This is a genomic window from Virgibacillus litoralis, assembly GCF_017873675.1.
GTDB lineage: Bacteria > Bacillota > Bacilli > Bacillales > Amphibacillaceae > Lentibacillus > Lentibacillus litoralis.
In genome coordinates, this window is sequence record NZ_JAGGKK010000005.1 from 13842 (window position 1) to 37771 (window position 23930).

The 23930-nt window shown below is 38.2% G+C and carries 24 protein-coding genes; 5 read left to right on the plus strand and 19 right to left on the minus strand.

Going from position 1 to position 23930, the window contains the following annotated elements:
- Positions 1-9 precede the first annotated feature (9 nt).
- From J2Z82_RS06025 to J2Z82_RS06070, 10 genes are all read right to left on the minus strand, one after another.
- Positions 10-909, minus strand: coding sequence for a DMT family transporter (locus J2Z82_RS06025; RefSeq protein ID WP_209479889.1), 900 nt, complete (start codon positions 907-909; stop codon positions 10-12).
- A gap of 215 nt (positions 910-1124) precedes the next feature.
- The gene (locus tag J2Z82_RS06030) at positions 1125-2135 is read right to left on the minus strand and encodes an aliphatic sulfonate ABC transporter substrate-binding protein (protein WP_209479890.1); all 1011 of its coding nucleotides are present in this window, start codon (positions 2133-2135) and stop codon (positions 1125-1127) included.
- A 21-nt stretch (positions 2136-2156) separates the two neighbouring features.
- Positions 2157-2918 (minus strand): ABC transporter permease, encoded by a 762-nt coding sequence (locus tag J2Z82_RS06035; protein ID WP_209479891.1) that lies wholly within the window; start codon positions 2916-2918, stop codon positions 2157-2159.
- Entirely contained in the window at positions 2896-3693 is a 798-nt protein-coding gene (locus J2Z82_RS06040) for an ABC transporter ATP-binding protein (protein WP_209479892.1), read from the minus strand. Before J2Z82_RS06040 ends, J2Z82_RS06035 begins: the two co-directional genes overlap by 23 nt.
- Before the next feature lie 246 nt (positions 3694-3939).
- Positions 3940-4467, minus strand: a complete 528-nt coding sequence (locus J2Z82_RS06045) for a chromate transporter (protein ID WP_209479893.1) — start codon at positions 4465-4467, stop codon at positions 3940-3942.
- Positions 4464-5048: a chromate transporter gene (locus J2Z82_RS06050; RefSeq protein WP_209479894.1), complete on the minus strand. Its 585-nt coding sequence runs from the start codon at positions 5046-5048 to the stop codon at positions 4464-4466. Before J2Z82_RS06050 ends, J2Z82_RS06045 begins: the two co-directional genes overlap by 4 nt.
- Positions 5049-5082: 34 nt before the next feature.
- Positions 5083-6696, minus strand: a complete 1614-nt coding sequence (locus tag J2Z82_RS06055; RefSeq protein ID WP_209479895.1) for a gamma-glutamyltransferase family protein — start codon at positions 6694-6696, stop codon at positions 5083-5085.
- 34 nt (positions 6697-6730) lie between these two features.
- A complete protein-coding gene (locus J2Z82_RS06060; protein ID WP_209479896.1) occupies positions 6731-8218 on the minus strand; it encodes a tripartite tricarboxylate transporter permease in 1488 nt (495 codons plus the stop codon).
- Positions 8219-8234: 16 nt separating this feature from the next.
- Complete coding sequence (locus J2Z82_RS06065; protein ID WP_209479897.1) at positions 8235-8714, minus strand: tripartite tricarboxylate transporter TctB family protein; 480 nt, start codon at positions 8712-8714, stop codon at positions 8235-8237.
- Between the two features lie 15 nt (positions 8715-8729).
- On the minus strand, positions 8730-9710 hold the full coding sequence (locus J2Z82_RS06070) for a tripartite tricarboxylate transporter substrate binding protein (protein WP_209479898.1): 981 nt from the start codon (positions 9708-9710) through the stop codon (positions 8730-8732).
- Between the two features lie 288 nt (positions 9711-9998).
- Here J2Z82_RS06070 and J2Z82_RS06075 point away from each other — a divergent pair, with 288 nt between their 5' ends.
- Positions 9999-10448 (plus strand): Lrp/AsnC family transcriptional regulator, encoded by a 450-nt coding sequence (locus J2Z82_RS06075; RefSeq protein WP_209479899.1) that lies wholly within the window; start codon positions 9999-10001, stop codon positions 10446-10448.
- Positions 10449-10841: 393 nt separating this feature from the next.
- Here the strand turns inward: J2Z82_RS06075 and J2Z82_RS06080 are convergent, their stop codons facing one another.
- From J2Z82_RS06080 to srtB, 4 genes are all read right to left on the minus strand, one after another.
- Positions 10842-11702, minus strand: a complete 861-nt coding sequence (locus tag J2Z82_RS06080; RefSeq protein ID WP_209479900.1) for a PP2C family serine/threonine-protein phosphatase — start codon at positions 11700-11702, stop codon at positions 10842-10844.
- A 19-nt stretch (positions 11703-11721) separates the two neighbouring features.
- Positions 11722-12393, minus strand: coding sequence for a CAP domain-containing protein (locus tag J2Z82_RS06085; protein WP_209479901.1), 672 nt, complete (start codon positions 12391-12393; stop codon positions 11722-11724).
- A 252-nt stretch (positions 12394-12645) separates the two neighbouring features.
- A complete protein-coding gene (locus tag J2Z82_RS06090) occupies positions 12646-14997 on the minus strand; it encodes a VWA domain-containing protein (protein WP_209479902.1) in 2352 nt (783 codons plus the stop codon).
- On the minus strand, positions 14994-15689 hold the full coding sequence (srtB, locus tag J2Z82_RS06095) for a class B sortase (RefSeq protein ID WP_209479903.1): 696 nt from the start codon (positions 15687-15689) through the stop codon (positions 14994-14996). The genes J2Z82_RS06090 and srtB overlap by 4 nt, the downstream gene beginning before the upstream one ends.
- 142 nt (positions 15690-15831) lie before the next feature.
- Here srtB and J2Z82_RS06100 point away from each other — a divergent pair, with 142 nt between their 5' ends.
- From J2Z82_RS06100 to J2Z82_RS06115, 4 genes are all read left to right on the plus strand, one after another.
- Entirely contained in the window at positions 15832-16458 is a 627-nt protein-coding gene (locus J2Z82_RS06100; protein ID WP_209479904.1) for an SGNH/GDSL hydrolase family protein, read from the plus strand.
- Between the two features lie 89 nt (positions 16459-16547).
- Positions 16548-17495: a threonine ammonia-lyase gene (locus J2Z82_RS06105; protein WP_209479905.1), complete on the plus strand. Its 948-nt coding sequence runs from the start codon at positions 16548-16550 to the stop codon at positions 17493-17495.
- Between the two features lie 157 nt (positions 17496-17652).
- A complete protein-coding gene (locus tag J2Z82_RS06110; protein WP_209479906.1) occupies positions 17653-18120 on the plus strand; it encodes a hypothetical protein in 468 nt (155 codons plus the stop codon).
- 370 nt (positions 18121-18490) lie between these two features.
- A complete protein-coding gene (locus tag J2Z82_RS06115; protein WP_209479907.1) occupies positions 18491-18877 on the plus strand; it encodes a hypothetical protein in 387 nt (128 codons plus the stop codon).
- A gap of 650 nt (positions 18878-19527) precedes the next feature.
- Here J2Z82_RS06115 and J2Z82_RS06120 read toward each other — a convergent pair.
- The 5 genes from J2Z82_RS06120 to J2Z82_RS06140 are packed head-to-tail and all read right to left on the minus strand — an operon-like array spanning position 19528 to position 23915.
- Positions 19528-20244: a gamma-glutamyl-gamma-aminobutyrate hydrolase family protein gene (locus J2Z82_RS06120; protein ID WP_209479908.1), complete on the minus strand. Its 717-nt coding sequence runs from the start codon at positions 20242-20244 to the stop codon at positions 19528-19530.
- Positions 20245-20283: 39 nt separating this feature from the next.
- Entirely contained in the window at positions 20284-21036 is a 753-nt protein-coding gene (locus tag J2Z82_RS06125; RefSeq protein WP_342453604.1) for an ATP-binding cassette domain-containing protein, read from the minus strand.
- Entirely contained in the window at positions 21029-22000 is a 972-nt protein-coding gene (locus tag J2Z82_RS06130) for an ABC transporter ATP-binding protein (RefSeq protein ID WP_209479909.1), read from the minus strand. The genes J2Z82_RS06125 and J2Z82_RS06130 overlap by 8 nt, the downstream gene beginning before the upstream one ends.
- Before the next feature lie 11 nt (positions 22001-22011).
- Positions 22012-22896 carry an ABC transporter permease gene (locus J2Z82_RS06135; RefSeq protein WP_209479910.1) on the minus strand — a complete coding sequence of 295 codons (885 nt, stop codon included), beginning with the start codon at positions 22894-22896 and terminating at the stop codon, positions 22012-22014.
- Positions 22897-22910: 14 nt separating this feature from the next.
- Positions 22911-23915: an ABC transporter permease gene (locus J2Z82_RS06140; RefSeq protein ID WP_209479911.1), complete on the minus strand. Its 1005-nt coding sequence runs from the start codon at positions 23913-23915 to the stop codon at positions 22911-22913.
- Positions 23916-23930: the final 15 nt, after the last annotated feature.

The window sequence follows — 23930 nt, forward strand, 5'->3', positions numbered from 1 at the left end:
AACCTGACCCTACGTCCCTCTCCTCTTCATCAACATATACTCCACTGCACCTGTTCCAATAAACACACCACTCAAAATTAAGATAAATCCAACTATGTGATTCACAGTAATAACTTCATTTAAAAAGATAGATGCTCCGATAATTGCGAAAAGTGTGTTCATATTGATAAAGAGGGCTGCTTCAGCTGGCCCCACTTTTTTAATGGCATAATTATATGTCATATGGCCAAATGCTGATGCAAAAACTGCACTAAACAAAAAGACTGCTCCCAGCTTCCAATCAAGCAGATAAGTAATCTCCTGAATTTCTGATCCAAAAGCCTGACTCAACATAAAAATAAAAAACGACCCAATTAAAAGCATGTAACCAGTTGCCAGACGTGGATCAAATGTCGGTTTCAGTTTGCTAATAAGAACAAAACTAAACCCCTGAACAATAACTCCGAGGAACACGATGAAGTCACCTAATGAAATAGCTGCCAATCCACCAGCACCTGTCAATGTTGTCACGACCACTCCGATAAATCCTAAAATGAAACCTGAGACCCTTAGCCAGGTAACACGCTGACGCAGGATAATCACCGTCATCATCACGGTAACCAGCGGCATCATCCCCAAAATTAATCCACCGTTTATACCTGATGTCAGCTTTAGACCAACCGCAACAAACGAATGATGTAAAATGACATTAAATATAGCTATGTAAAAAATGATAAGCCACTCATGCTTACGTGGTAATCTGAATATCCCCATCACTGCACAAATTACCAGCACTACAATCCCAGCTGTCATAATTCGAAAAGACGTCAAAAGCATTGGGTCAATTGCATCAACAAGCACCTTCAACGCCGATAAATTTAACCCCCACATTAACATTACCAGTAATAATAAAATGTATATTTTGACCATAAATCTATTCACCTATTTCCACAGTTGATTCTTCTACTCTACAATACTACTGGAAAACTGTCACGGGACAGTGGGGTCAGGTTCCTTGTCCCCACCCTCCATTTCAACCACCGGGACGAGGTACCTGTCCCTCCGTCCGAGCTTCCGAGCCCGCCTCCGTCCGAGCCTCCCGATCCCAAGCAAAAAGCCAGCCCCCGCGGCTGGCTTTTCCTCTATTATTCAATAAAACTAGTGTCAACTAATCCTTCTAGGTCTGGTTTTTCTTTTAAGAATTCAAGATCATGGGAGGAGTTTGCGAATTCTTGTAATACTTCTGCATCAACTTCATACGTGAAATTGATTCGTTCCCATGCGTTATCAATAACAGATGCGGAAAGTTCCTGATCGGTAATTTCCTTTATCTTTTTGATAGCAATTTCTTTAGCTTCTGTTGGGTTATCCTGAATAAACTCTGTTGCTTTTTTGTGACCATCGACGATACTTTGGACGAGGTCAGGTTTGTTTTTGACTAGATCTTGTGATGTTACAAATACAGCTGCTGGTAATGTTTCACCGTATGCAACATCTTTAGTATCTACGAGTACTTTACCGCTTCCTTTTTCCTCGATAACAGATGCCCATGGTTCAGGAACTGTAGCTGCATCAACGTTTCCTGTAGTAAACATGCTATGATATGTCGCTGGTTTACCTGTAACATGCTTCATTTCCCCACCAGTACGATCGGATGTGATGCCATATTCTTCTTTCATCATTGTTTCAAATTGAACATCATGCGTGCACCCTACACGTGGCGAGATAAAGGTTTTTCCTTTCATGTCCTCTGGCGATTCGATATTGGCGTCTTTTCTAGCCATAATCACTGTACCACCTGTTGACCCTGCACCAACAACATTAATTTCTGCTCCACTTGTAAAGTGATTCATTGCTGGACCTGGCCCTACAAGCCCGCCTTGGATGTCGCCTGTTTCAATAGCTGTCATAAAGGCTGAACCATCCGGGAAATATTGATAGTTTACTTTTGTTCCGTCTGGCAGTGTTTCTGAGTACAAGTCTTTTTCTTCAGCTACCATCCCTGCAACATGGTTAATGTTTGGGAAGTACCCGATTGTAATTTCTTTTGATCCATCACCATCACCGTCTCCACCTGATGCTTCACCACTGCTTCCACATGCAGCTAATACGAGACTAAGTGCTGCTAATGCTATAATTGATAAAAATTTCTTCATTTTACACTTCCACCCTTCTTTTTATTTAACTAATCCCCAACGTTTCATAACATTTTTCTCTAATTTAGAAAATACAAGTTGATCGACGATTGCTCCAATCAGTCCGATAATGATAATAATGGCAATAACCTGATCCATCCTGGCATAGTCTTGTGCGTATCTCAATGAATATCCCAATCCGGGTCCATTACTCAATAATTCACCAGCCATTAATGCGCGCCAGCTGAATGCCCAGGCAAGCCTGACACCAGACATGAAATATGGAATACTTGCAGGTACTTCAACTCGATAAAATAATCCAAACCCGCTCGTTCCCATCGTTCTCGCGGCGCGAACGAAATGAGGTGGAACATTATGGATTGCCGACCTGACATTTAAGGCCATCACAAATGTACCGCCTAAAACAACAACAAATACGACAGCAAATTCGGTGAATCCAAATAACATAATAGCAAGCGGAACCCAGACAATGCTCGGTATACTTTGCAAAGCAATTAAATACATGCCCGCTGTTTCATCCGCCTGTTTCGATTTGCCAAGTACTACACCAACAATCGTTCCCAGGAGAATCGCCATGAACAACCCTGCAAATAAATGTTTAAAACTCGCCCCTAGTGCCTTGACGAAATCCCCTTGCGTAAACCCTTCATACAATGCTGTCCAAACTTTACCAGGGGACGGAAAAACAACATCTGCAAACACATTTATCGAAAAAACTAACTGCCATAATCCAATGATTGCGGCTAAAAATAATACACGTTTAACGACTATATTGAATTTCATTTGATAACTCTTCCTCTAAGACTTTTTTTATTTCACCTTCAAGTAAATCCATGACTTTCTTTTCATGTTCAATAACTGCTTGATCCTCACGCTTTCTTGGCCTTGGTATATCGACTTTAAAATCAGATATCACGCGGCCTGGACGCGTCCCCATCACAATGACTCGATCTGACAGTTTAATAGCTTCCTGGATACTATGCGTAACAAAGAGGATCGTTTTTTGTGTTTCCTGCCAAATTTTAATTAACTCATCCTGTAAAATATGCCGTGTCTGTTCATCTAACGCCCCGAACGGTTCATCCATTAATAAGACCTTCGGATCCATTGCGAGCGCCCGAGCAATCGCAACACGCTGCTGCATTCCACCTGACAGTTCATAAATAAAGCTGTTTTTAAACCTGCTTAAGTGGACCATTTTAAGATAGTGATCCGCACGTTCATTAGCTTCTTTTTTACTCATAATCCCTTTCAACGGGAAGGTAATGTTATCGCGAACATTGAGCCACGGGAATAAGGAAGGTTGCTGAAAAACCATACCGCGTTCTCGTCCGGCCTGTTTAATTTCCTTTTCCTGAAGCAAAATTGACCCTGACGTCGCGCTTTCAAGTCCTGCGATCATCGATAGTAAGGTAGATTTCCCACAGCCAGAGGGTCCCAGAATAGACACGAATTCGTTTTCAGATACATTTATGTCAATATCGGAAAAAACGTCAAAAGATGACTGCTGCTCCTGATCTGCAAAGGTTTTTCCAACATGATTCAATTCAAGAAACAATGAACTCCCTCCTTTTCATGACAATTCCTATCAACTAACTTGGTTATTACAGTATACTCATCTTGCCTTGCATGTGTCAATGGTTTTTGCACCTAAATTCAGAAGAAATCCCTACAACCAAAAACACGAATTACCAAATAAAATGATAATTCGTGTCTGCTACTATTCAAAAATAATTTCTTTTTAATAGGTGTGATTATTTAATTCTAATCACACCTTTGCCTAATAAATTTTTCATTCTATTAATTACAATAGTAAGCCGCCATAAACCAACGTGGCTCCTATTACAAATGCTGGATGAACTTTCATTCTTTCTATTAATAGATAACTACTAATTACTATTAATGCAGTTTGCCAAAACCCTATTCCTACGTATGATTCATGAAAAAAACGCCAAGCCATTACTCCAAGTAATATAGCAATAACCGGACGAACATATAGAGTCAGTCTTTTTACCTTACTGGAATCTTTATATTTATAAAGAATACCCAATAACAAAATCATAATAATTAGCGAAGGTGCAACAGCAGCAAACACACCAATTACCGCACCTAAAATACCACCTTCATCATACCCAATATACCCTGCCATTTTAGTGGCAATAGGTCCTGGTAGTGAGTTTGCTAATGCCAGCATTTCACTGAACTCCTGAACGGACATCCACTCGTACCGTTTAACAACCTCATTTTCAACGAGGGGAATAGATGCTGGCCCACCACCATATCCAAGTACTCCTGGAATAAAAAAGGCTAAAAAGATGTGCCAGTATTTCATGATTGTTCACCTTCCCTCTCCCTGTCAAGTTGTTCCGTGTTATTTACTTTGTCTTTTTTAACTAACGCAGCAATAAGTAATATTCCTATCATTATACCTGGATGGACATTTAAAAAATATAACATTATAAAAATAACGATTGACATTGTTCCAGTCTGCAGCCAACCCATCCCTGTAATTGCTTTATGAAAAAACTGCCAAGTCAAAACTGCCAGCATCACACCAACAACTGGTATTACTGCCGAAGTCATCCCTTGTACCCAATTCAAATCCTTAACTGAAGATAATGAAGTCAGTAAAATTATCATCAATACAATAGTAGGTAAAATTGTGGCTAAAACAGCATTTAACATTCCCCAAAACCCAGAAACACGGTGTCCAATATATCCAGCCATTTTGGTTGCGATGGGACCAGGTAATGTGTTTCCTAATGCCAACAGATCACCAAAGTCCTCATCATTCATCCATTTGTATTTACCAACTACCTCTTTATGAATTAATGGAATGGATCCTGGTCCTCCACCATACCCAAGCATTCCTACCCGAAAAAAGGCAATAAATAAATCCCAATGTTTTTTCATAGGCAAAACTCTCTTTGTAGATTATTTATAGCAATTACCATGCTGCAACTGTTCCATCTGTCCTTGACTCTGTACCACCGATCAACACACCTGTATCAGGATCCCGCCAAATAATTTGTCCACGACCGAAACTATTAGGTTGAAGTGCAATTCTCACATCATGATCTTTATCAGCTAATGCAGCAGCAAGATGGTGAGGAAATCTATGTTCTACCTCAACAGTCTTCTCCTTAATCCATTGCCAACGCGGTGCATCCAATGCTGCCTGTGGATTAAGATGAAAGTCAATTGTATTCATAATCACTTGAACATGACCCTGAGGCTGCATAAATCCTCCCATTACACCAAATGGTCCAACTGCCTGATTATTCTTTGTTAAGAATCCTGGTATAATGGTATGATATGTTTTCTTACCGCCTTTCAAAGCATTTACGTGATTGGGATCCATCGAGAAGTTGTGACCCCGATTTTGCAAGGCTATCCCTGTCCCTGGTACAACAAGTCCTGAGCCAAATCCCATATAGTTACTTTGAATAAATGAAACCATATTACCTTCGTCATCAGCGGTTGCTAAATAAACAGTTCCACTTAGTGATGGTTCACCAGCTTTAGGTATATGTGCATTTTCATCAATGAGCTTTCTGCGTAATTCCCCGTATTCATCTGACAACATTTCTTCTGTTGTAAGTTCCATATGGCTTTCTTCTGTTACATGCTTTTGACCATCCGCAAACGCTAATTTAATTGATTCAATTTGCTTATGGTAAGTATCTGCTGACTCCTTCTCCGGGAAATCAAATCCCTTTAAGATATTCAAAGCTTGAAGTGCTATAATACCTTGACCATTCGGTGGTATCTCCCACACATCATAACCTCGATAATTTACGTTGATTGGTTTCACCCATTCTGAACGATGTTCTGCAAGATCTTCAGCGGATAAATAACCTCCATTTTCACTGGAAAAATTGCTGATTTTCTCTGCTAATTCACCACGATAAAATGATTCCGCATTCGTTTCTGCTATTGAGCGTAAAGTCTCTGCGTGATCAAGCGATGACCATATTTCCCCAGTTTCAGGTGCCCTACCTTTTGGTGTAAATGTATCAAACCAATTTAAAAAAACGTCATCCGTCAATTCTTCTTTGAAAACATTATAGGCATTTTTCCAATACTTACTTAACGTAGGTGAGACAGGGAAGCCGTCTGAAGCGTATGTAATCGCGGGCTCTAATACTTCCCTAAATGGAAGCTTCCCAAATTTTTCTGACAACTCAGCCCATGCCCCAGGTGTCCCGGGAACAGTAACTGGCGTCCACCCATACTTAGGAATATCATCGTAACCAGTATCCTTTACAGCATCAATTGTAATACTTTTAGGTGATCGGCCACTTCCATTCAAGCCATGTAATTCACCTTTTGTCCAAACTAAGGCAAAGGCATCCCCGCCAATTCCATTAGAAGTTGGCTCTACAACCGTCAGACACGCTGCTGTAGCAATTGCAGCATCAATAGCATTTCCACCTTTTTTTAGAATCGCTAGTCCTGCCTGAGATGCAAGAGGCTGAGATGTTGAAACCATGCCGTTCTTTGCATATACTGCATTACGTGTATTTTGATATGGATAGGACTGATGGTTAATTGAATACATATAATCACTCCCCAAATTATAAATTTTAATTTAATTAGACAATCTGTTTTTTACTCTTATTGTTACTGTATATTCCATATGCCATTGATAGCATTGCCAGAATAATTAATACTGCAGATATTGGTCGTGTGAAAAAAACCAATAAATTAGGCTCTAACGATATTGCTTGACGCAAATTAGACTCAACCATCGGTCCTAATATTATCCCTAATATAAAGGGTGGCAAAGGAAATTTATTAACCTTCATCCAATAACCAATTAAGCCAAATAATAATAGAACCCAAACGTCAAAAATTCGATTGTTAACAGCAAAACTACCAAGTACACACAGTAATAAAACAATTGGGACTAAGTAATGAAATGGAATTTTATTAATCTTTAAGAATATTTTAATTCCAAAACTTTGTACGGCCAACATTAAAAATGCCGCTAGGAAAAATGAAATAAATACACCATTAGCCAAAATTGGTTGATTTTCCATAAGTAAAGGCCCCGGTTGAATACCATGAATTATTAAAGCACCCAGCATCATTGCAGTTACAGCATCACCAGGGATACCGAATGCCATCATTGGAACAAGCGCTCCACCAACTGATGAGTTATTGGCGGATTCAGCTGCGATAACCCCATCTTTCGTACCTTTACCAAACTTAGAAGGGTTCTTGGAAAACTTTTTAGCAACATCATAGCTTAAAATGTTCGCAATACTACCGCCTGCTGCTGGTAATATCCCTACAAATGTACCAATCAAACCTGATCTAATCACATTTCCAGCTGACTTCCACATATCTTTAATAACTTTTACAAATGGATAAGTTACATCTGTATTTTTATCAATATTCAAAGGTTTGGGAGGATTTTTAATATCATTCATTAACTGGGAGAATGCAAACAGACCAATTAACACAGGTAAAAAATTAAATCCAGCTAACAACTCACTAAAACCAAACGTGAATCTTGGTATCCCCATTAGTGGACCTGAGCCAACCAGCGCGAACATTATTCCTAGAATCCCTGAAATTAACCCTTTTATTAACGAACCTTCGCTCAAACTTGCTATTGCACTAATCCCAAATAACATTAATGCAAACATTTCCCAAGGTCCAAATTCAAGAGCCCATTCAGCCAAAATTGGCGCCATGAAAATCAGTATTATGCCCGATATAATGGAACCAATAAAAGACGACCATAATCCGATAGCTAATGCCTTTCCTGGTTCTCCATTCTTTACCATGGGGTACCCATCAAAGGTAGTTGCCATAGCAGATGGTGTTCCAGGGATACCAAGGAGGCTAGCCGTTATGAGCCCCCCGGAACTCCCTCCTACCTGGACACCCATCATTAGCGCAATACCATTTATTGGATCCATACTAAAACTAAAAGGTAACGTAAGTGCAACCCCCATTGTTATGGTAAACCCTGGAATACTTCCGACAATTATGCCTGCCACAACACCAATTAAGAGAATGGAAATCGTTTGAAAGTTCAAGATGGTTTCAAAACTTAAAAGTATATCTTCCATGACTAGTTACTCCCCTTTAAAACAACACTCCTGTTGGAAGAAAAACCGACAGTGCATTTTGGAAAACAAAATATAGAACTGTAGTAAATACAGTAAACCCTAAAAAGACAGCCCATAACTTTTGTTTGTTATTCGCTAGTACAAAATATAATGAAATCATAAACAAAATAGATGAAACAAAGTAACCAATATAACTAAGAAGAAAAACGTATAGTCCAAATAAGACAAACGTTAAAATCACCTTTTTATTTTCACGGAGAACCATCTTAAGAGAAAAGTTTAATTTAGAATCATCCTCTTGCTTCATTCTGTAAATACTATTCACTAACAAACATAAACTCAATAAAGTAAGTATCCCAATCACTATATTTGGGAATAAATCAGCTTCAGTCTTACCAAGGTTTCGATCTGTAATTAAAGAGGAACCATAATAAGCAAAACCACAAAAGATCAAAATTACTACTGCATTAATAAGATCGCGTTTTGCTTTTAACATAATGAATCCTCCCTTTTATTCTGCAAGCAAACCACTTTTCTCAAGTGACTCTTTCATATCTGCTTCATTTTTCTCTAAGAACTCAACATACTCTTCCGTTCCCTTGAAGTTAACATCTGTGCCTAATTCATCCATTTTCGTTTTGAAAGAATCACTGTTTGCTACTTCTTTGAGGGCATTACTAAGCTTTTCAACGATTTCTTCTGGTGTACCTTTTGGTGCTACAAGACCTCTATTTGTAGCAGATTCTACATCAATTCCTTGTTCTTTAAGTGTTGGTAGATCCGGAAGTACTTCGCTTCTTTCCCCACCAGTATAGCCAAGCAGTTTCATCCGGTCGTCTTCCAAATAATCCTTCCCGGCTAAGACGGAAACGCCACCTAAATCTACATCATTACCAACAACCGCCTTCATTCTTTTGGCCGTTCCATCGTAGCCAACGATATTGAAATCCACACCTGCAGCAGTTTCAATCAAAGCTGGTTCCAATTGTGAGGTAGAGCCAATTGAAGCGGCATATGAAATCTCCCCTGGATTTTCTTTTGCGTATTGTATAACATCCTCCATTGAATTCCAAGGACTGTCCGGATGTGTTGCAACAGCATCGTATGTTGATGTCATTAATGAGATGGGTTCAAAATCAAAATAACCAAAATCTGATTGACCAGTAAGCTGAGACATTGCAACCGAATCATGGATTGAAAGAAGTGTATAACCATCGTTGTCTGCATTTAATGCTTGCTGTGCACCTACAACGCCACTTCCACCCGCAATATTCTTCACAACGACTTCAGTGTCAAGGATTGTTTCCAGCTCTTTAGCAATTAACCTGTTAACAGCATCCGTATCACCACCAGCATCCCATGGGACTATTATCTGAATCGATTTACTCGGGTAATCACTTCCTTGAGCCTCGCTAGAAGTATCTGAACTACATGCAGATAGAGCGACAATTACTATTAAACTTAATAAAGCAATATTAATAATTCTCTTCAATTTAATTCCTCCTATTTTTAAACTTTAATTCACATTCCTTTAAGAAACTAGAAGATTTTTCAGAACCTCCTCGCTAAATTTTGATAATATTTTTATTATTTGGTAAATAATTAAATCCCATATTACAGAATAAACAATTTTCAGTCAATATATTTTTTGACAAAAATAAACCTTTATTTTAAAAAAGATTTCATTTATACTTTATATAGCCAATCAGACTATCATTTTGTATTAAAAAATATGAATAAAGTCTCATTTCGGAAATATGTCGAACAGGAGAAAAGACCTATGAAACAAAACGAATTAGATCGTAAGCTTTTAGAAGAATTAATTAAAGATGGACGAATATCTTACGTAGAGTTAGCGGAAAAGGTAGGACTATCACGTGTAGCTGTTAAGGATAGAATTCAAAACCTTAAGGATAAAGGGGTAATTGAGAACTTCACCGTTGCAATAAACTCAGAGAAGTTTGGAAAAAAAGTTTCCGCTTTTTTTGAAGTTGATGTTGAACCAAAACAACTTCAAGAAGTAGCGCAAAACCTTGCAGATAACCCTAGTGTTGCAAGTATTTATCAAATGACTGGCCCAAGCACGTTACATATGCACGTTCTTGTGGAAGACTTTACAATGCTTGAGAATTTTATTAATAACGAGTTGTATTCTGTGGAAGGTATTACACGAGTAGAGAGTCATGTGATACTGAAGCGATTTAAGAGTAGAGCAGGGTATAAGCTGTAAAGTCTGTAGGTGTTTTTGTGTCAATTTTCAATTGGTCAAAGATCAGAAATAGAAAAGCCCAGTTGCTTATGATCTGGGCTTTATATCAACTAAATACTAGATTATAATGTTAACTCAACATTGTATCTATTAAATAAGAATGTAAGTCTATTCATTTTCATCCAAATACTTCAGAACACCCGGATGTATATACTCTTTTTCAAGCCCTTCCACCATCGTATCCTTATTAAAATCCTTTACCAGTCTCTTCATAAAAATAAAAGTCAATCTTTTTTTAACTAACTAATATATTTATCCCCTAAAATCCATCCTTAATATTATTCATACAAGAGAAGTACAAATACTTCTATTAAAAAAAGCGCCTATTCCGGAAAATAGGCGCTTTTCTTATCTCTACAATTCAACCAAAACCCCAGTCTTATCATCTCTCTGTTTCATTCGAGGATATTGGATACATTGCGGATCATCTTCTTCTCTTTTTTCCACTTCAGCCAATAACCCATCTAGACCATCGTCAAAAGCTATTTCAGCAGTCTTACTCCACGCATTGATTTCATCCAATTCCGTCGGCAAAACCAGTCCGTCACTTAGTAAAAGAATTCCGGTAACTCGATTGAGCGGAATTCTTCCATACTCAATATAATCAAACGCCTTATCACTGCCATCAATAATGCTGTAACCATCGGCCGAATTAAGCTTATCCCGATTCCGTAGCAACGTAGGTTTAACCTTTTCCCGGAGGTCTTTTAGATCCAAATCATTTCCGCCCGCCTCACGTAACTTAACAACTTCATTAATCGCTACTTGATCCAGGTATTGTACCAGATCATAGGTAACAGTTCTTATTTCATTGTTTTCATATCTAAGGAACAACATGCAATCACCTGCATGAAAGTAGTCAAAAGCTAACCCATCTTGATCCAGTTGGATTGCGGCTACACCTGTTGAGCTTCTCTGCTTTTTTGGTATTTCATTAATACTGGGAGTCTTTAATTTTCTAAAACTAGTCTCATAGTATTCCACAGCTTTTTCACTTAACTTCTCATTTGCTGCCTGCATACTTTCATAGAGAGAACTCACTTGTGTTACCTGCTTTAATTCTTCCTGTACAGCATGTGAAGCTAGATAGCCCGGCATTCCGTCCAACCCTGTTGCGCCATCAATAGCTGCAAAAATATGAGCATCTTCATTAATAACATGGGCATCCTCATTAATAGCTCTATCGCCCTTTTTGTATATTTCTGTTACTTTCAAATCAACTAACCTCCCCAACCTACCTTGGTGTCATAAATAATTGTGTCCAGTAGGTCTTATATGGCAGCCCAGCACCTTCAACATACCCAACACCAATGTGTGTGAATCCATCCTTCATAATATTTTTTCGATGACCTTCACTGTTCATCCATCCCTCTACAACCTGTTCAGGGCTGCGTTGTCCTGCCGCAATGTTTTCTCCAGCCATACTATAGTTAAAGTTGAATTGCTGCATCATGTCAAAAGGTGAACCGTATGTTGGCGATGTGTGGCTAAAATAATTATTTTTAGCCATGTCCTCGGATTTCTTTCTGGCAAGACTGCTTAGACGGTCATGCATTTTGAGTGGTTCTAAGTTTTCTTTTACCCGTTCTTGATTAACGAGGTCAACTACTTCCTTCTCAAAATCGGAAGGATCTTTTGCCTCAAGATTTGAGGGAGCACCTTGCTCTGAAGAACTATTTGGTACCGTGTCTCCACCTCTTGGAACGCTCACCAATTGTGTTAAATTATCTTTTATTCTCGCAACACTAATATCATTATCAGCGAGCCATTCTTTTATATCTACTGTCCATTTATCAAAAGTCGCTGGTTCTATTTTGTCAGCCTTCCACGTCTTCTGCACTGTATCTGGTGTTTGAATCGACACCATAAATAAAATAGCAACAAACACAAATAGCCATCTTAACATTTGTGTTCACTCCTTCTTTTGTGTGAAATCTCTTTAAACATATCATTCCCGCAGTCAGACTGTCTATATCGTCTGTGATATCTGCATGAAAACCCACTATGTAATATTTCCCTTTTTTCCTCATTAAAAAACAAACTCAAAATATTATTAGGCATTATCTCCAAATCTCAGTTTATTTAATCGAAAAGAAAGAGGCTGCTAGACGTTGTGAAAATCACATCCGTCTAACAGTCTCTATTTAGTCAAATCATCTTATTTAACTAATGGATTATCATCTTCATTGTCATTAATACCATCACCGTCAGTGTCGGTTTTATCTGGTCGGCTGTTCCAATGATATGCATCGGCAAATTCTCCATTTCCAATGTACACCGATTTAGGAGCAAGTTCTCCTAGTTCACCACCATCTTTAATGCCATCTCCATCAGTATCTGCTACAGTTGGATCGGTTGTGATCATTCCCGCATTTACTAAAAAATACCCATTTTCCTCTTCATAATCACTTATTCCATCACCATCTGTATCCTTATACTCTGGACCTGTTGTTTCATTAGCAGCTTCGTTATACTTTTCTAATAATTCATCTGCAGTGGAAGCAAACAAGTACTCTCCACCTGTTAAATCAGCAATTTCTTGCAATACTGCTTCATCCACAGAATCGCTCAAGCCAATTGTAAATACCTTTATACCGTTATCTATAGCTGGGTCAAGTACATCTTTATTGTATGATCCAATACCATCAGTTAGGAAAATAACATACTTTTCACTGTTCTTTCCGTTATCACCGAGCAATTCATTAAATGAAGCTTGCAAACCATCGTTTAAATCTGTTCCACTAGAAGAGTCAATAGAATCAATTGCTACTTCTAATGCACCGTGATCTGTTGTAAGATTTACAACAACATTTGCAGAACTATCCCAGTCAACAAGAGCAGCTTGGTCTTGACTTAACAATGAATCAACAAAATTTTTGACTGCATCCTTTCGTAAATCGTCTGGATCATTACCAGTCATACTTCCCGATGAGTCGACCGCAAACACAATATCAACATACTCAACTGTCGTATCATCGTCTTTTCGTGGACGAATGAACTCCTGACTCCACATCGCTTCCCACTTTGTCTCATTTAATAGTAAATACTTACTAAAATGATCTACAGTAGCAGTAACAGATCCTGCACTTTTATCTACTACAACATTATCCACTTTCTCCAAAATCCCTGTTTTCTCATTAAAATAGAAAATCGATGGTTCAAAACTTCCTGTGCCATCATCAAGCCCTGTATCATAGGTGAATGTCATCGTTGCCTTACCTTCAAAATCACCTTCAAAGTTATATGGTGCTCCTAAATACCCTGGGATGTCAGGATAGATGTTGGCATTTGACCCTTCTACATTTTCTACCTTTACAGTGTGAGCTTTTTTACCCTTCACTTTCATAGATGTACCTGCGATAACTGCAGATTCACCTAATTCCTGTTCCGAATCAACAGTCACTTCAAAGACCTCATCACCATCTAAAATCCCGTTTCCATCTGTGTCTGGGTTGGTCGGATCTGTTCCAAGAGCTAAAGTTGAGTTGATTTCGATATTGTCATCAATTTCATCTTCATCCGTATCCTTCATCGTTGGATCTGTACCATGCTGATGAACTTCGTCTCCATCCAACAAGCCATCACCATCGGTATCTTCCTTAAATGGGTCTGTACCATTCTTCTGCTCTTCACTATTAGTCAAACCATCTTGATCAAAATCTTCTTCTCCATCAGCTTGTCCATCACCATCGGAATCGCTTGAAAATTTGTCCAGTTGTTCATACAAATCTTCAAAATCATTTAATAATCCGTCTTTGTCATAGTCTTGTGGATTCTCATAAAATGTAACAACAGCTTCTACGCTAGTTACCAACTTATAATCTGTTCCATCGACGGTTATTTTATGAGTAACCTCAATAGTCTCAGTTTTTTCAGCCGCATTTGCTACACTTAATGACGGAAGGATCAAGGCTAAAGCAACCAAAAATGTTGCTATTTTTCTAAATCGTTTTAATTTAAAAGCCCAGATTGCTAGAACCAGTACAGCCAATGAGACAAGAATCATGATGATATAACCGGTGAAGTTTGTACTATCACCTGTTTGCGGAGCGGACACAGTCTCACCTGAGTTATCATCCGTAGTCCCGGCTACTGTCTCATCATCTGCATCGTTATCTTGTTTATCCTTAGGTTCATCATCGTTATTGTCTTTTTTTACTTTTGCTTCAAAAGTTAAATTCACTTGTTCAGACGGATCCATTTTTTCAATCTTCCAAGTCACATTACCGTCCGCTTTGTCAGGTTCCGTAATAGATGAATCTGCATCAACTAACGAAAATCCTTCTGGCAGATTACTCGTCACTTTAACATCTCTTGCTTCAAAAGCTGAATTATTTGTAACAATGACGCTGTAACTAATCTCTTCTCCAGCACTATATGTTTGTTTATCAGTTGAAACTTCTACATCTATGTTGGAATTCTTTGTTTTTGCATCAATTGTATTACCCATTGGCTGAAGTGAAAAAAATGCAACTGCCAAAACCAGAAATAAAAAACCCTTTACTTTCATTGATTATATTCCCCCGCATCCTTTAATTTAGCGTGAACAATTACTCTTTCCTCGCCATTTCTAACAGTACATGTCGATAGAGTCACAATAGTATCCGTCTCATCAATATTCGTTTGATTTGTAAAAAGAGATTGTTCTTTTATTGTTGAGGCAAAGTTGTCAAATTTGTCATCCGTACTAAATTCAGTTTCCATCCAATCTAAATCGGTTGTCTTATAAACCGAAAATACTTCCCATTCAATACTACGTCCCTGCAGTTCAAATTGAATTATCCTGTTTTTTCTAAAAAAATCTTCGTCCATGTAATCAAGGACAGCCCCAAACATGCTATCGTCCTTCATATTATGACCATACAGAATTAGATTGTTATCCAATTCTTCAATCGAATTCCTGAAATCCATAAAGATCGCTCCAACTTTGTCCTCTTCCTTGTAGTAATTATGAGTAAGGTAAAATTCATTGTTATCACCCATTACTACTGGATAATTAATCTGAGTACCTGGTATTTTGATCCACCCTACATAATCATCATTAATTGATGTTAATCTAGTAACAGGATCATTTCGGTATTGGTAGATTTTCTCTACTTTCTGATATTTTTTTGCAGATACTTTGTAGGTGTGTAAATCTTCATAGAGTGAATAGGACGCATAAACAATGACTATAAGACTGGTAAAAATTATTAGAATCAATAATTTTTTTATATAACATCACCCCCTCATTTTATATTCAGTTTAGTTGGTCTTAGGTAATATTTACTAGTATACTTAGGTATACAAATAGAGTTGGGGAATCAATCTAGTAATCGATCTACTTAAATAAGGAGGGAAACAAGTGGCTAGTACAAGTAAATGGAAGGGCAAAAAATGGACTGTTGTTGGGGACAGTAACACAGAATATAACTGGGCTGGAACCGTTAAATATCATGGGTATTTAGCTCTTAACTTAGGTTGTACAGTCCAAAATTTAGGCCTGTCAGGATCGGGCTGGTTTAATAGTTGGAATGGTAACGATGCATATCACTTACGCCTGAACCATATAGATAATGATGCAGATTTAATAACCTTTGCAGGAGGCGGAAATGATTACGCTGAAACGGAAAGACCATTTGTATTAGGGTCATTCGGCGATACAGACCCCGAAGCAAGTTTTTACGGTGCAATAGACACAACATTAAATGAAGCAATCGAAATGTACCCAAACGCTACTATAGCTATGTTTACCCAATTCAGACGTGATGTGGGAGAACCAACCAATGCCCAATTAGAATCCATGGTACAAGCTGAGTTAGAAGTTGCCGGCAAATATGGTATACCATGTCTTGATTTATATCATCAAGCAAACCAGTACCCGTGGAAACAATGGTGGAGAGAGAAGTACATGACAGATGGAATACACCTGAATGATGAAGGACATAAAAAATTAGCAGATAAAATAGTTACATTTTTAGAAAGTCTATAGGGACGTAGGGTCAGGTTCCTTGTCCCGTTGTCGCGGAATCCGGGACGATGAACCTGACCCTCTTTCCCTTTAAAGGAGAGTTGTATTATATGATTACACTAAAAAACATATATCAAGCATCTGAACAAATTTCAGATACGATTAATGAAACACCAATCCTTACCTCCACAGCGCTTTCTTCCATTTGCGGGAACAACATGTTCTTAAAAAGTGAACATTTGCAGAAAACGGGTTCCTTTAAAATAAGAGGCGCAACGAATAAAGTAAAACAAGCCGTTCAAGATGGGTCGACATACGTGACCGCAGCTTCATCTGGAAATCATGGACAGGCAGTTGCTTATATTGCCAATGTCCTTGGAGTTCCTGCGACGATTGTTGTGCCTGAGGATGCAACGGCTAGTAAATTGAATGCTATCAGAGACTATAATGGGGAAATCGAAGAATGTGGTACGACTTCAGCTGAAAGACTGCCTCGTGCAAAGGAGTTAGCAACTAAAAAGAATGGCGTGTTTATTCCCCCATATGACGACCCATATATCATGGCAGGACAAGGTACAGTTGGGCTGGAGATACTGAAGCAGTTAGAAGATGTCGATGTGGTAGTTGTTCCCGTTGGTGGCGGTGGTCTAATCTCCGGAATATTGACAGCAATCAAGGAGTCAAAACCACATGTGAAAGTTATTGGAGTCGAACCGGAAACTGCCAACGATACACACCTTTCATTAGAAAAAGGTATGATTACCTCAATTCCTGGAACAAGAACAATTGCCGACGGTTTACGAACGAGTCAGCCTGGTGATCTGACATTTCCTGTTCTGCAAAAATATTTGGACGACCTGGTATTAGTCAGTGAAACAGAAATCCAGCAGGCACTATTTTTTATTCTCGAACGAATGAAACAGGTCATTGAACCATCCAGTGCTGTCGCAATAGCTGCAGCAATGTTTGAGAAATTGGGTGTACAAGAAAAAAACATAGCATGTGTTGTTTCCGGCGGTAATGTGGATGTACGTAAGTTAGGAGAACTCGGGACGTAGGGTCAGGCTCCTTGTCCCGGTGCTGTGATACCGGGACGATGAACCTGTCCCTTTTGTCCCTCTCACTCAGGAACAGAAGTGACATTCCACGGCACCAATGATATGATATAATTATGTGAAAATTACGTCATTCTATTGGGTTGAGAGGTGCTTGTAAATGTCTGATGAGTCAGTTTGGATTTTGTCAAAAAGCAAGTCTAGTATAGTCGTATTTATTATTCTAGTTTTTCTTTTAGTAGACATTATCTTTAATTTGCAAATCATTTACAAAATGGATTACATATGGTCTCCAGATATATCAGGAATAATTTTTGTTGGAATATATATTTTAGTTTTATACGGTCTAATCGGTTCATTCATCTCAAGGGTATATTTATACGATGATTATATTAAAACCAAATCACCAATTAAAGAAAGAATTATCTATTACAAAGACGTTGATAAGTTGAACTTAGAAGGGGATAGAGGCGCTTATTATTCATTATATAACCATCAGGGTAAACTAAAGATGAAGATAGGTGTTGGATTTTTAAAGAAAAAGGGGGATATGAAGAAATTTATATCCTATCTTACTGAAAAAAATCCTTCAATTAAACTTGATAAATCATGTGAAAGAAGATTGTAAAGGGACGGAGGGTCAGGTTCACTGTCCCTTTTGCCCCCATCGTTCCGCTAGGCACCACCCAATTAGTTATGAACAAGAAATAGCATCTGTTTTAACTATAATCGATCCTCGCGTTATAAAAGTGGCATCCGGAAAATATTTTTATCCAGATGCCACTTTTTCAGCTTGAGAAACGATAGTACTTATAAGAAAGGTATTTTCTGCTTTAGCAGAAAATGAACGATAGATCCTAGAATGTCTTGTTGCACAAGTTAGATGAGTTAGTTGACTTGTGGCACGTCCAAAACCAAGAGAAGACAGCCAGTGAAATGCCCACGCTATCATAACAATCCTTATCAAAAAATATACATTTAGTTGAGGAGGGATTGTTGTGAGTGAAATAAAATGCCTAGTATGTGGCGGAGAGCATTTCCGTAAAGGAAATTATACTATTGATGTTAATGTTGATATTTATTCAACAGCTTATAATGATGTAAGGACGATAGCGAACAGTTTCGAGTACCCAGTTGATATCGATGTCGATGTAAATACTGAATTAGACCATCAAACAGATGCGAGGGCAGATATTAATCTAATGCTAGTACCAGAAGAAAAGAAATCCTTTATTGATCGACATTCTGATGTTTATAAATATGCTTGTGAGGATTGCGGCTATATTATGACATTTACAAAAGTAAAAAATGTTAAAAGTAAAAAAGAAGTAAATGAACAAAAACAGAGAGAGAATAATTATGATTGGACTGATTTTGGTAATTAGGGGAGCTGTTGACTGAAAATGGTGGATTGTACTGATCATTTTTCACGAGGAGTTTTGAGGACTTGTTGCCGGGAAGGAACCTGTCCCCTTTTATCCCAGAATAAAAATGACTCCAGCCATATGCCGGAGTCATTCATATCAAATAGGCTCGCGCTCTCAAAGACCAATTTATCCTGAAATATAAAGAAGAGAAGGGATACAAGAAGGCGGTTGCTATCCTGGATGAAAGCTTTGATGATACCACGCAGTATTATGCTGAACCTAAAAACGATCTTGTAAGTCTCAGCACCAGCAATATGCTAGAAGAATAGATCTCGAGGTGCGGTACTGATGGACTATGGAGATATATTGGATCTTGGCAATCGAACATTTATAAAAAAGAAGAAGTGATGAGAGATGTAGACGATCGCAAATTTTTGATAGGATGAGCCATGGCTCATCCTATCAAAAATCAATAAACCCTTTATTGTATTTGAAAATATTGTATCTAGTATTACACAATATTCTGAACCTGATTCTTTCAAAACTCACTTAATAGCCAGTGGCGTTTGATATCTAACATATCTCTCACCCTTTTTTTCACAAATCAATTTAACTCCTATATTTTTTCATAACCAGATTTACTTTATCAATTCTTCCCATATACGTACTTATCGCTCGACTTTGCACGCTTCAATAAAACTTTGATAGATCCTTAACGATGTTACATCACCTGATTTCACTTTAGCCTCAGGATGCCACTGTAATCCAAGTACAAACGAATGCTGTTTACTTTCAATTGCCTCAATAATTCCATCGCTTGCTGTTCCACTAACTTGAAAAGTGCTTGGTATTTTACGATTTGCCTGATGATGCCAACTGTTTATACGAAAATGATCCATACCCGTCAACCTACTGAGCAAGGAATTTTTGGACACATAAACAAAATGGGAACCATGATCCATTGGAGCTTTTTGAGTATGCTGCAATAAATCACCGTTGATTTGTGAATAAATATCCTGATACATATCGCCACCAGCTGCAATGTTCAGTGTTTGGCATCCACGACAAACCCCTAATATCGGTTTCCCCATTTTAAGTAACTTTTTCATAACAGAAATTTCAAACTGGTCACGTGCAGGAATAATAGTCCCAAGTTGAGGATGAGGTTCTTCTCCGAAGAGAGTTGGGTCTATATCATATCCTCCTGTTGCATATAAACCGTCAATTTTATTGGCAACTTGTTCCACATCACATTCATCAGAAAGGTATGGTAACATAACTGGCATTCCCCCTGCCTGTATGATGGCTTCCACATTATCATTTGTAGCTGTATAATGTGATTTATCAATCTCCATTGATAATGTCATTCCGATTATCGGTTTCACTGTTCAGATCACCCACTTTCTACTCACAATTTTATCAAGTTAGCTTCCCTGACTAGAAAGTTGCGGTAGTGAGGCAAACAGTTTCTTTGTATAGTCTTGTTTGGGGTTCTTGAAAATCATTTCAGTTTCACCTTCTTCTATTAGCTTTCCTTGATACAATACACCAATTTTGTCACTCATGTAGCGGATTACAGACATATCGTGTGAGATAAAGAGATATGTTAAGTCCAGTTCTTCCTGTAAGTATTTAAGTAAATTTAATATTTGAGCTTGAACTGATACGTCTAATGCAGATGTGGGTTCATCTAAAATAATGAATTCCGGATTCGTAATAATCGCTCGTGCAATCGCAATTCTCTGACGCTGACCACCCGAAAATTCATGCGGATACCGATCAAGATGCTCCTCATGTAAGCCAACTCGTTGCATTATTTCAGCCATGTTTATATTCGTCATCTTTTGTTTTTGCTCTTTACGAGAAAATGCTTTAAATGGTTCTGTCACAATATCACGAATACGAAAACGAGAATCTAATGACGATTGCGGATCTTGAAATACAATCTGCATTTGCCCAGGATAAGGACGAATAAATTTTTTGCCTTTCCAAAGATTTTTACCGTGTAATCTAATGTTCCCACTCGTCGGGTCAAGAAGGCCGATTATCATGTTCCCAATTGTGCTTTTTCCAGACCCAGATTCACCTACCAGGCCATATGATTCACCTTTCTCAATCTGAAATGACACATCATTTACAGCATGAAGATCTTCAAATGTTTTAATAAGCTTATTCACGTATAGCAATACTTTCTGCCTCCCAACAAGCAACATTATGTTTAGCATTTACTTCAATCGTTGGTGGTTCTTCTAAACATTTACTAGAACGGATATTGCATCTATCATAAAATACACACCCCTGAGGACGTTTTCCAGGGTTAAATGAATCCCCCTGCAATACTTTCAATGGATGATTCTTCGACTTCCCTTCAGGAATGGAATCGATTAGTCCTTTAGTGTATGGGTGCTGCGGGTGATATAGGACTTCAGATGTTGTACCATTTTCCACGACCTTGCCTCCATACATAACGTATATACGGTCACATGTATTTGCAACAACTCCAAGGTCATGCGTAATAAGCATGATGCTAGTTTGATGATTATCTGAGAGTTTCTTCATCAATTTTAAGATTTCTGCCTGAACAGTTACATCCAAAGCTGTTGTCGGTTCATCTGCAATGAGTAATTCTGGTGGTGAAGACATTGCTAATGCAATAACAACTCTTTGGCACATCCCCCCACTTAGTTGAAATGAATATTTATGAAAAACTTCCTGTGGATTATTGATTTGAACATCTTCCAATGCTTTGATAGCTAATTGTTTTCCTGTCTGTTTATCAACGTTTCGGTGTTTTCTAATGACGTTTGAAATTTGCTTCCCTATTTTCATTGTAGGATTAAGCGCCGACATTGGCTCCTGAAAAACAATACCTATTTCCTTTCCCCTTAACAATTGCAGTTTATTTGGTGGTAAGGTAAGTAAGTCATTACCTTTATAATTAATATGACCCTTATTAATCTGAGCATTGTTATCCAGTAATCCTAGAATTGAGAGTGCAGTCACCGATTTACCGGAACCTGATTCACCAACTATGCCTATCACCTCACCACTATCAATATCTATAGATACATCCTCTAGAACATCTGTCTTTCCATACATACTTAAAAAAGAAACTGCTAAATCTTCTATTTGAAGGAGCATTTCCCTCCCTCCTATCTTATTGATTTTGGATCTAAGACATCACGTAAGCCATCACCCAATAAGTTAAAACTTACTGTCGCCAAAAATATCGCAATACCAGGAAATGTTGCGTACCACCATTGTTCCATAAAAAATTCCCACCCTGTGTGAACCATTGTTCCCCACTCGGGTATAGGCGGCTGTGCACCTAATCCAAGGAAACCGAGTGTAGCAATTAACATGATAGCATCACCCAGGTCTATAGACACTTGAATAATTACTGGTGTGATCACATTCGGAATTATGTGCCTGAAAATAATCCAAATGTCTGACAGTCCAAATGTTTTTGAAGCTTTTACAAATAATTGTTCTCTTACAACAAGTGCCTCACTCCTTGCCAATCGTACAAAGGCTGGAATTTTCACAATTGCTATCGCAAGCATCGCATTAATAAGACTTGGTCCAAGGGCTGCAGTTAACGCCATCGCCAATACGAGTGTAGGAAATGCTAGAATAACATCCATAATTCTCATGATAATTTGTCCGAATTTCCCACCCATATAGCCAGCAAATGCACCGATAATTGTTCCAATTAACCCGGCAATTACGACAACAGTAATCCCCATCCCCAAGGATAAACGAGCCCCATAAATAATCCTGGTTAATACATCCCTACCCACTTCATCTGTTCCAAACCAATGAGACATACTGGGTGGTGCCAATCTATTTTCCATGTTTATCACTTCAGGTTCATACGGTGTTAATAATGGCGCAGCAACTGCAATGATAATAAAAAGTAATAGAACAATCCCTCCAATTAACGTAAGTGGATTCTTGCGGAAGCGATACCAATTCAACCTTAATTGGGAAGGTCTGTTTATTAATTCAGTATGTGTAGCGCGAACGTCTAGCTCCATTTTTATTATCCCCCCTATTCTCTAATTTGTGGATCGAGAAAGATATATAATAAATCAACTATTAAATTAATCAACACATACCCAATTGCTATCACTATTGTAAAGCCCATAATGGCCGGGAAATCCAGACTCCCAATTGAATCAACAACGTACTTACCCATTCCAGGCCAATTAAATACAATTTCTGTGACAACAGCTCCGCCTAATAAAGAACCAAATGAAACCCCGATTACCGTAATAGTAGGTATAAGGGAGTTTCTTAAAGCATATCGAACGTTTACAGTCCATTTAGATAAACCGTTAGCATTTGCGGTTCTAATATATTCTTTATTTAAAACATCAATCATTGATGACCTTACTTGACGTGTAACGGTAGACAAGAGAACATAAGACAAAATGAGGGCAGGCAGAAAAATATGAGATACTGCGTTCCTGAATGTTTCCAGATTACCTACCATTAAACTATCAACAGTATAGAATCCAGTAACAGTCGGAGGACGAGCCATAGTCAAATCAAGCCTTCCAGAAGATGGCAGCCAATCCAATTGTCCATAGAAAATGATAATGACAATTAATCCACTTAAGAATATTGGGGTAGACACACCTGATATCGAAAAAATACGTCCTATATAGTCAATCATCGTATTATTGTATATGCCAGTAAAAACACCAATTATCATCCCAAAAAAAATGGCAATCATAAATGCGATTATGATTAATTCCAGGGTTGCGGGCAGATATGACAGTATATCTTCCAGAACTGGCTGTTGCGTACGAATGGATGTCCCTAAATCTCCTGTGAAAAGACCTTTCACATAATTGAAATATTGTATAATTAATGGATCATTCAGTCCCAGCTGTTCTCTTATACTCTGGTAAGTTTCCTGAGAAGCGCGTTGACCAACAATCATCCGGGCTGGATCGCCCGGAATCACATTAGAAATGAGAAAGGTTATTAAACTAACACCAAATACGACAAATACAAGCATGATCATTCTGTCCTTTATAACTTTTAACATATACTGTCATCACCT

Coding starts and splice junctions, on each gene's coding strand:
- J2Z82_RS06030 (WP_209479890.1), bottom strand. CDS start 2,135: ATGAAGAAATTTTTATCAATTATAGCATTAGCAGCACTTAGTCTCGTA.
- J2Z82_RS06130 (WP_209479909.1), bottom strand. CDS start 22,000: ATGCTCCTTCAAATAGAAGATTTAGCAGTTTCTTTTTTAAGTATGTAT.
- J2Z82_RS06025 (WP_209479889.1), bottom strand. CDS start 909: ATGGTCAAAATATACATTTTATTATTACTGGTAATGTTAATGTGGGGG.
- J2Z82_RS06140 (WP_209479911.1), bottom strand. CDS start 23,915: ATGTTAAAAGTTATAAAGGACAGAATGATCATGCTTGTATTTGTCGTA.
- J2Z82_RS06105 (WP_209479905.1), top strand. CDS start 16,548: ATGATTACACTAAAAAACATATATCAAGCATCTGAACAAATTTCAGAT.
- J2Z82_RS06085 (WP_209479901.1), bottom strand. CDS start 12,393: ATGTTAAGATGGCTATTTGTGTTTGTTGCTATTTTATTTATGGTGTCG.
- J2Z82_RS06060 (WP_209479896.1), bottom strand. CDS start 8,218: ATGGAAGATATACTTTTAAGTTTTGAAACCATCTTGAACTTTCAAACG.
- J2Z82_RS06075 (WP_209479899.1), top strand. CDS start 9,999: ATGAAACAAAACGAATTAGATCGTAAGCTTTTAGAAGAATTAATTAAA.
- J2Z82_RS06045 (WP_209479893.1), bottom strand. CDS start 4,467: ATGAAATACTGGCACATCTTTTTAGCCTTTTTTATTCCAGGAGTACTT.
- J2Z82_RS06035 (WP_209479891.1), bottom strand. CDS start 2,918: ATGAAATTCAATATAGTCGTTAAACGTGTATTATTTTTAGCCGCAATC.
- J2Z82_RS06055 (WP_209479895.1), bottom strand. CDS start 6,696: ATGTATTCAATTAACCATCAGTCCTATCCATATCAAAATACACGTAAT.
- J2Z82_RS06090 (WP_209479902.1), bottom strand. CDS start 14,997: ATGAAAGTAAAGGGTTTTTTATTTCTGGTTTTGGCAGTTGCATTTTTT.
- J2Z82_RS06135 (WP_209479910.1), bottom strand. CDS start 22,896: ATGGAGCTAGACGTTCGCGCTACACATACTGAATTAATAAACAGACCT.
- J2Z82_RS06065 (WP_209479897.1), bottom strand. CDS start 8,714: ATGTTAAAAGCAAAACGCGATCTTATTAATGCAGTAGTAATTTTGATC.
- J2Z82_RS06110 (WP_209479906.1), top strand. CDS start 17,653: ATGTCTGATGAGTCAGTTTGGATTTTGTCAAAAAGCAAGTCTAGTATA.
- J2Z82_RS06050 (WP_209479894.1), bottom strand. CDS start 5,048: ATGAAAAAACATTGGGATTTATTTATTGCCTTTTTTCGGGTAGGAATG.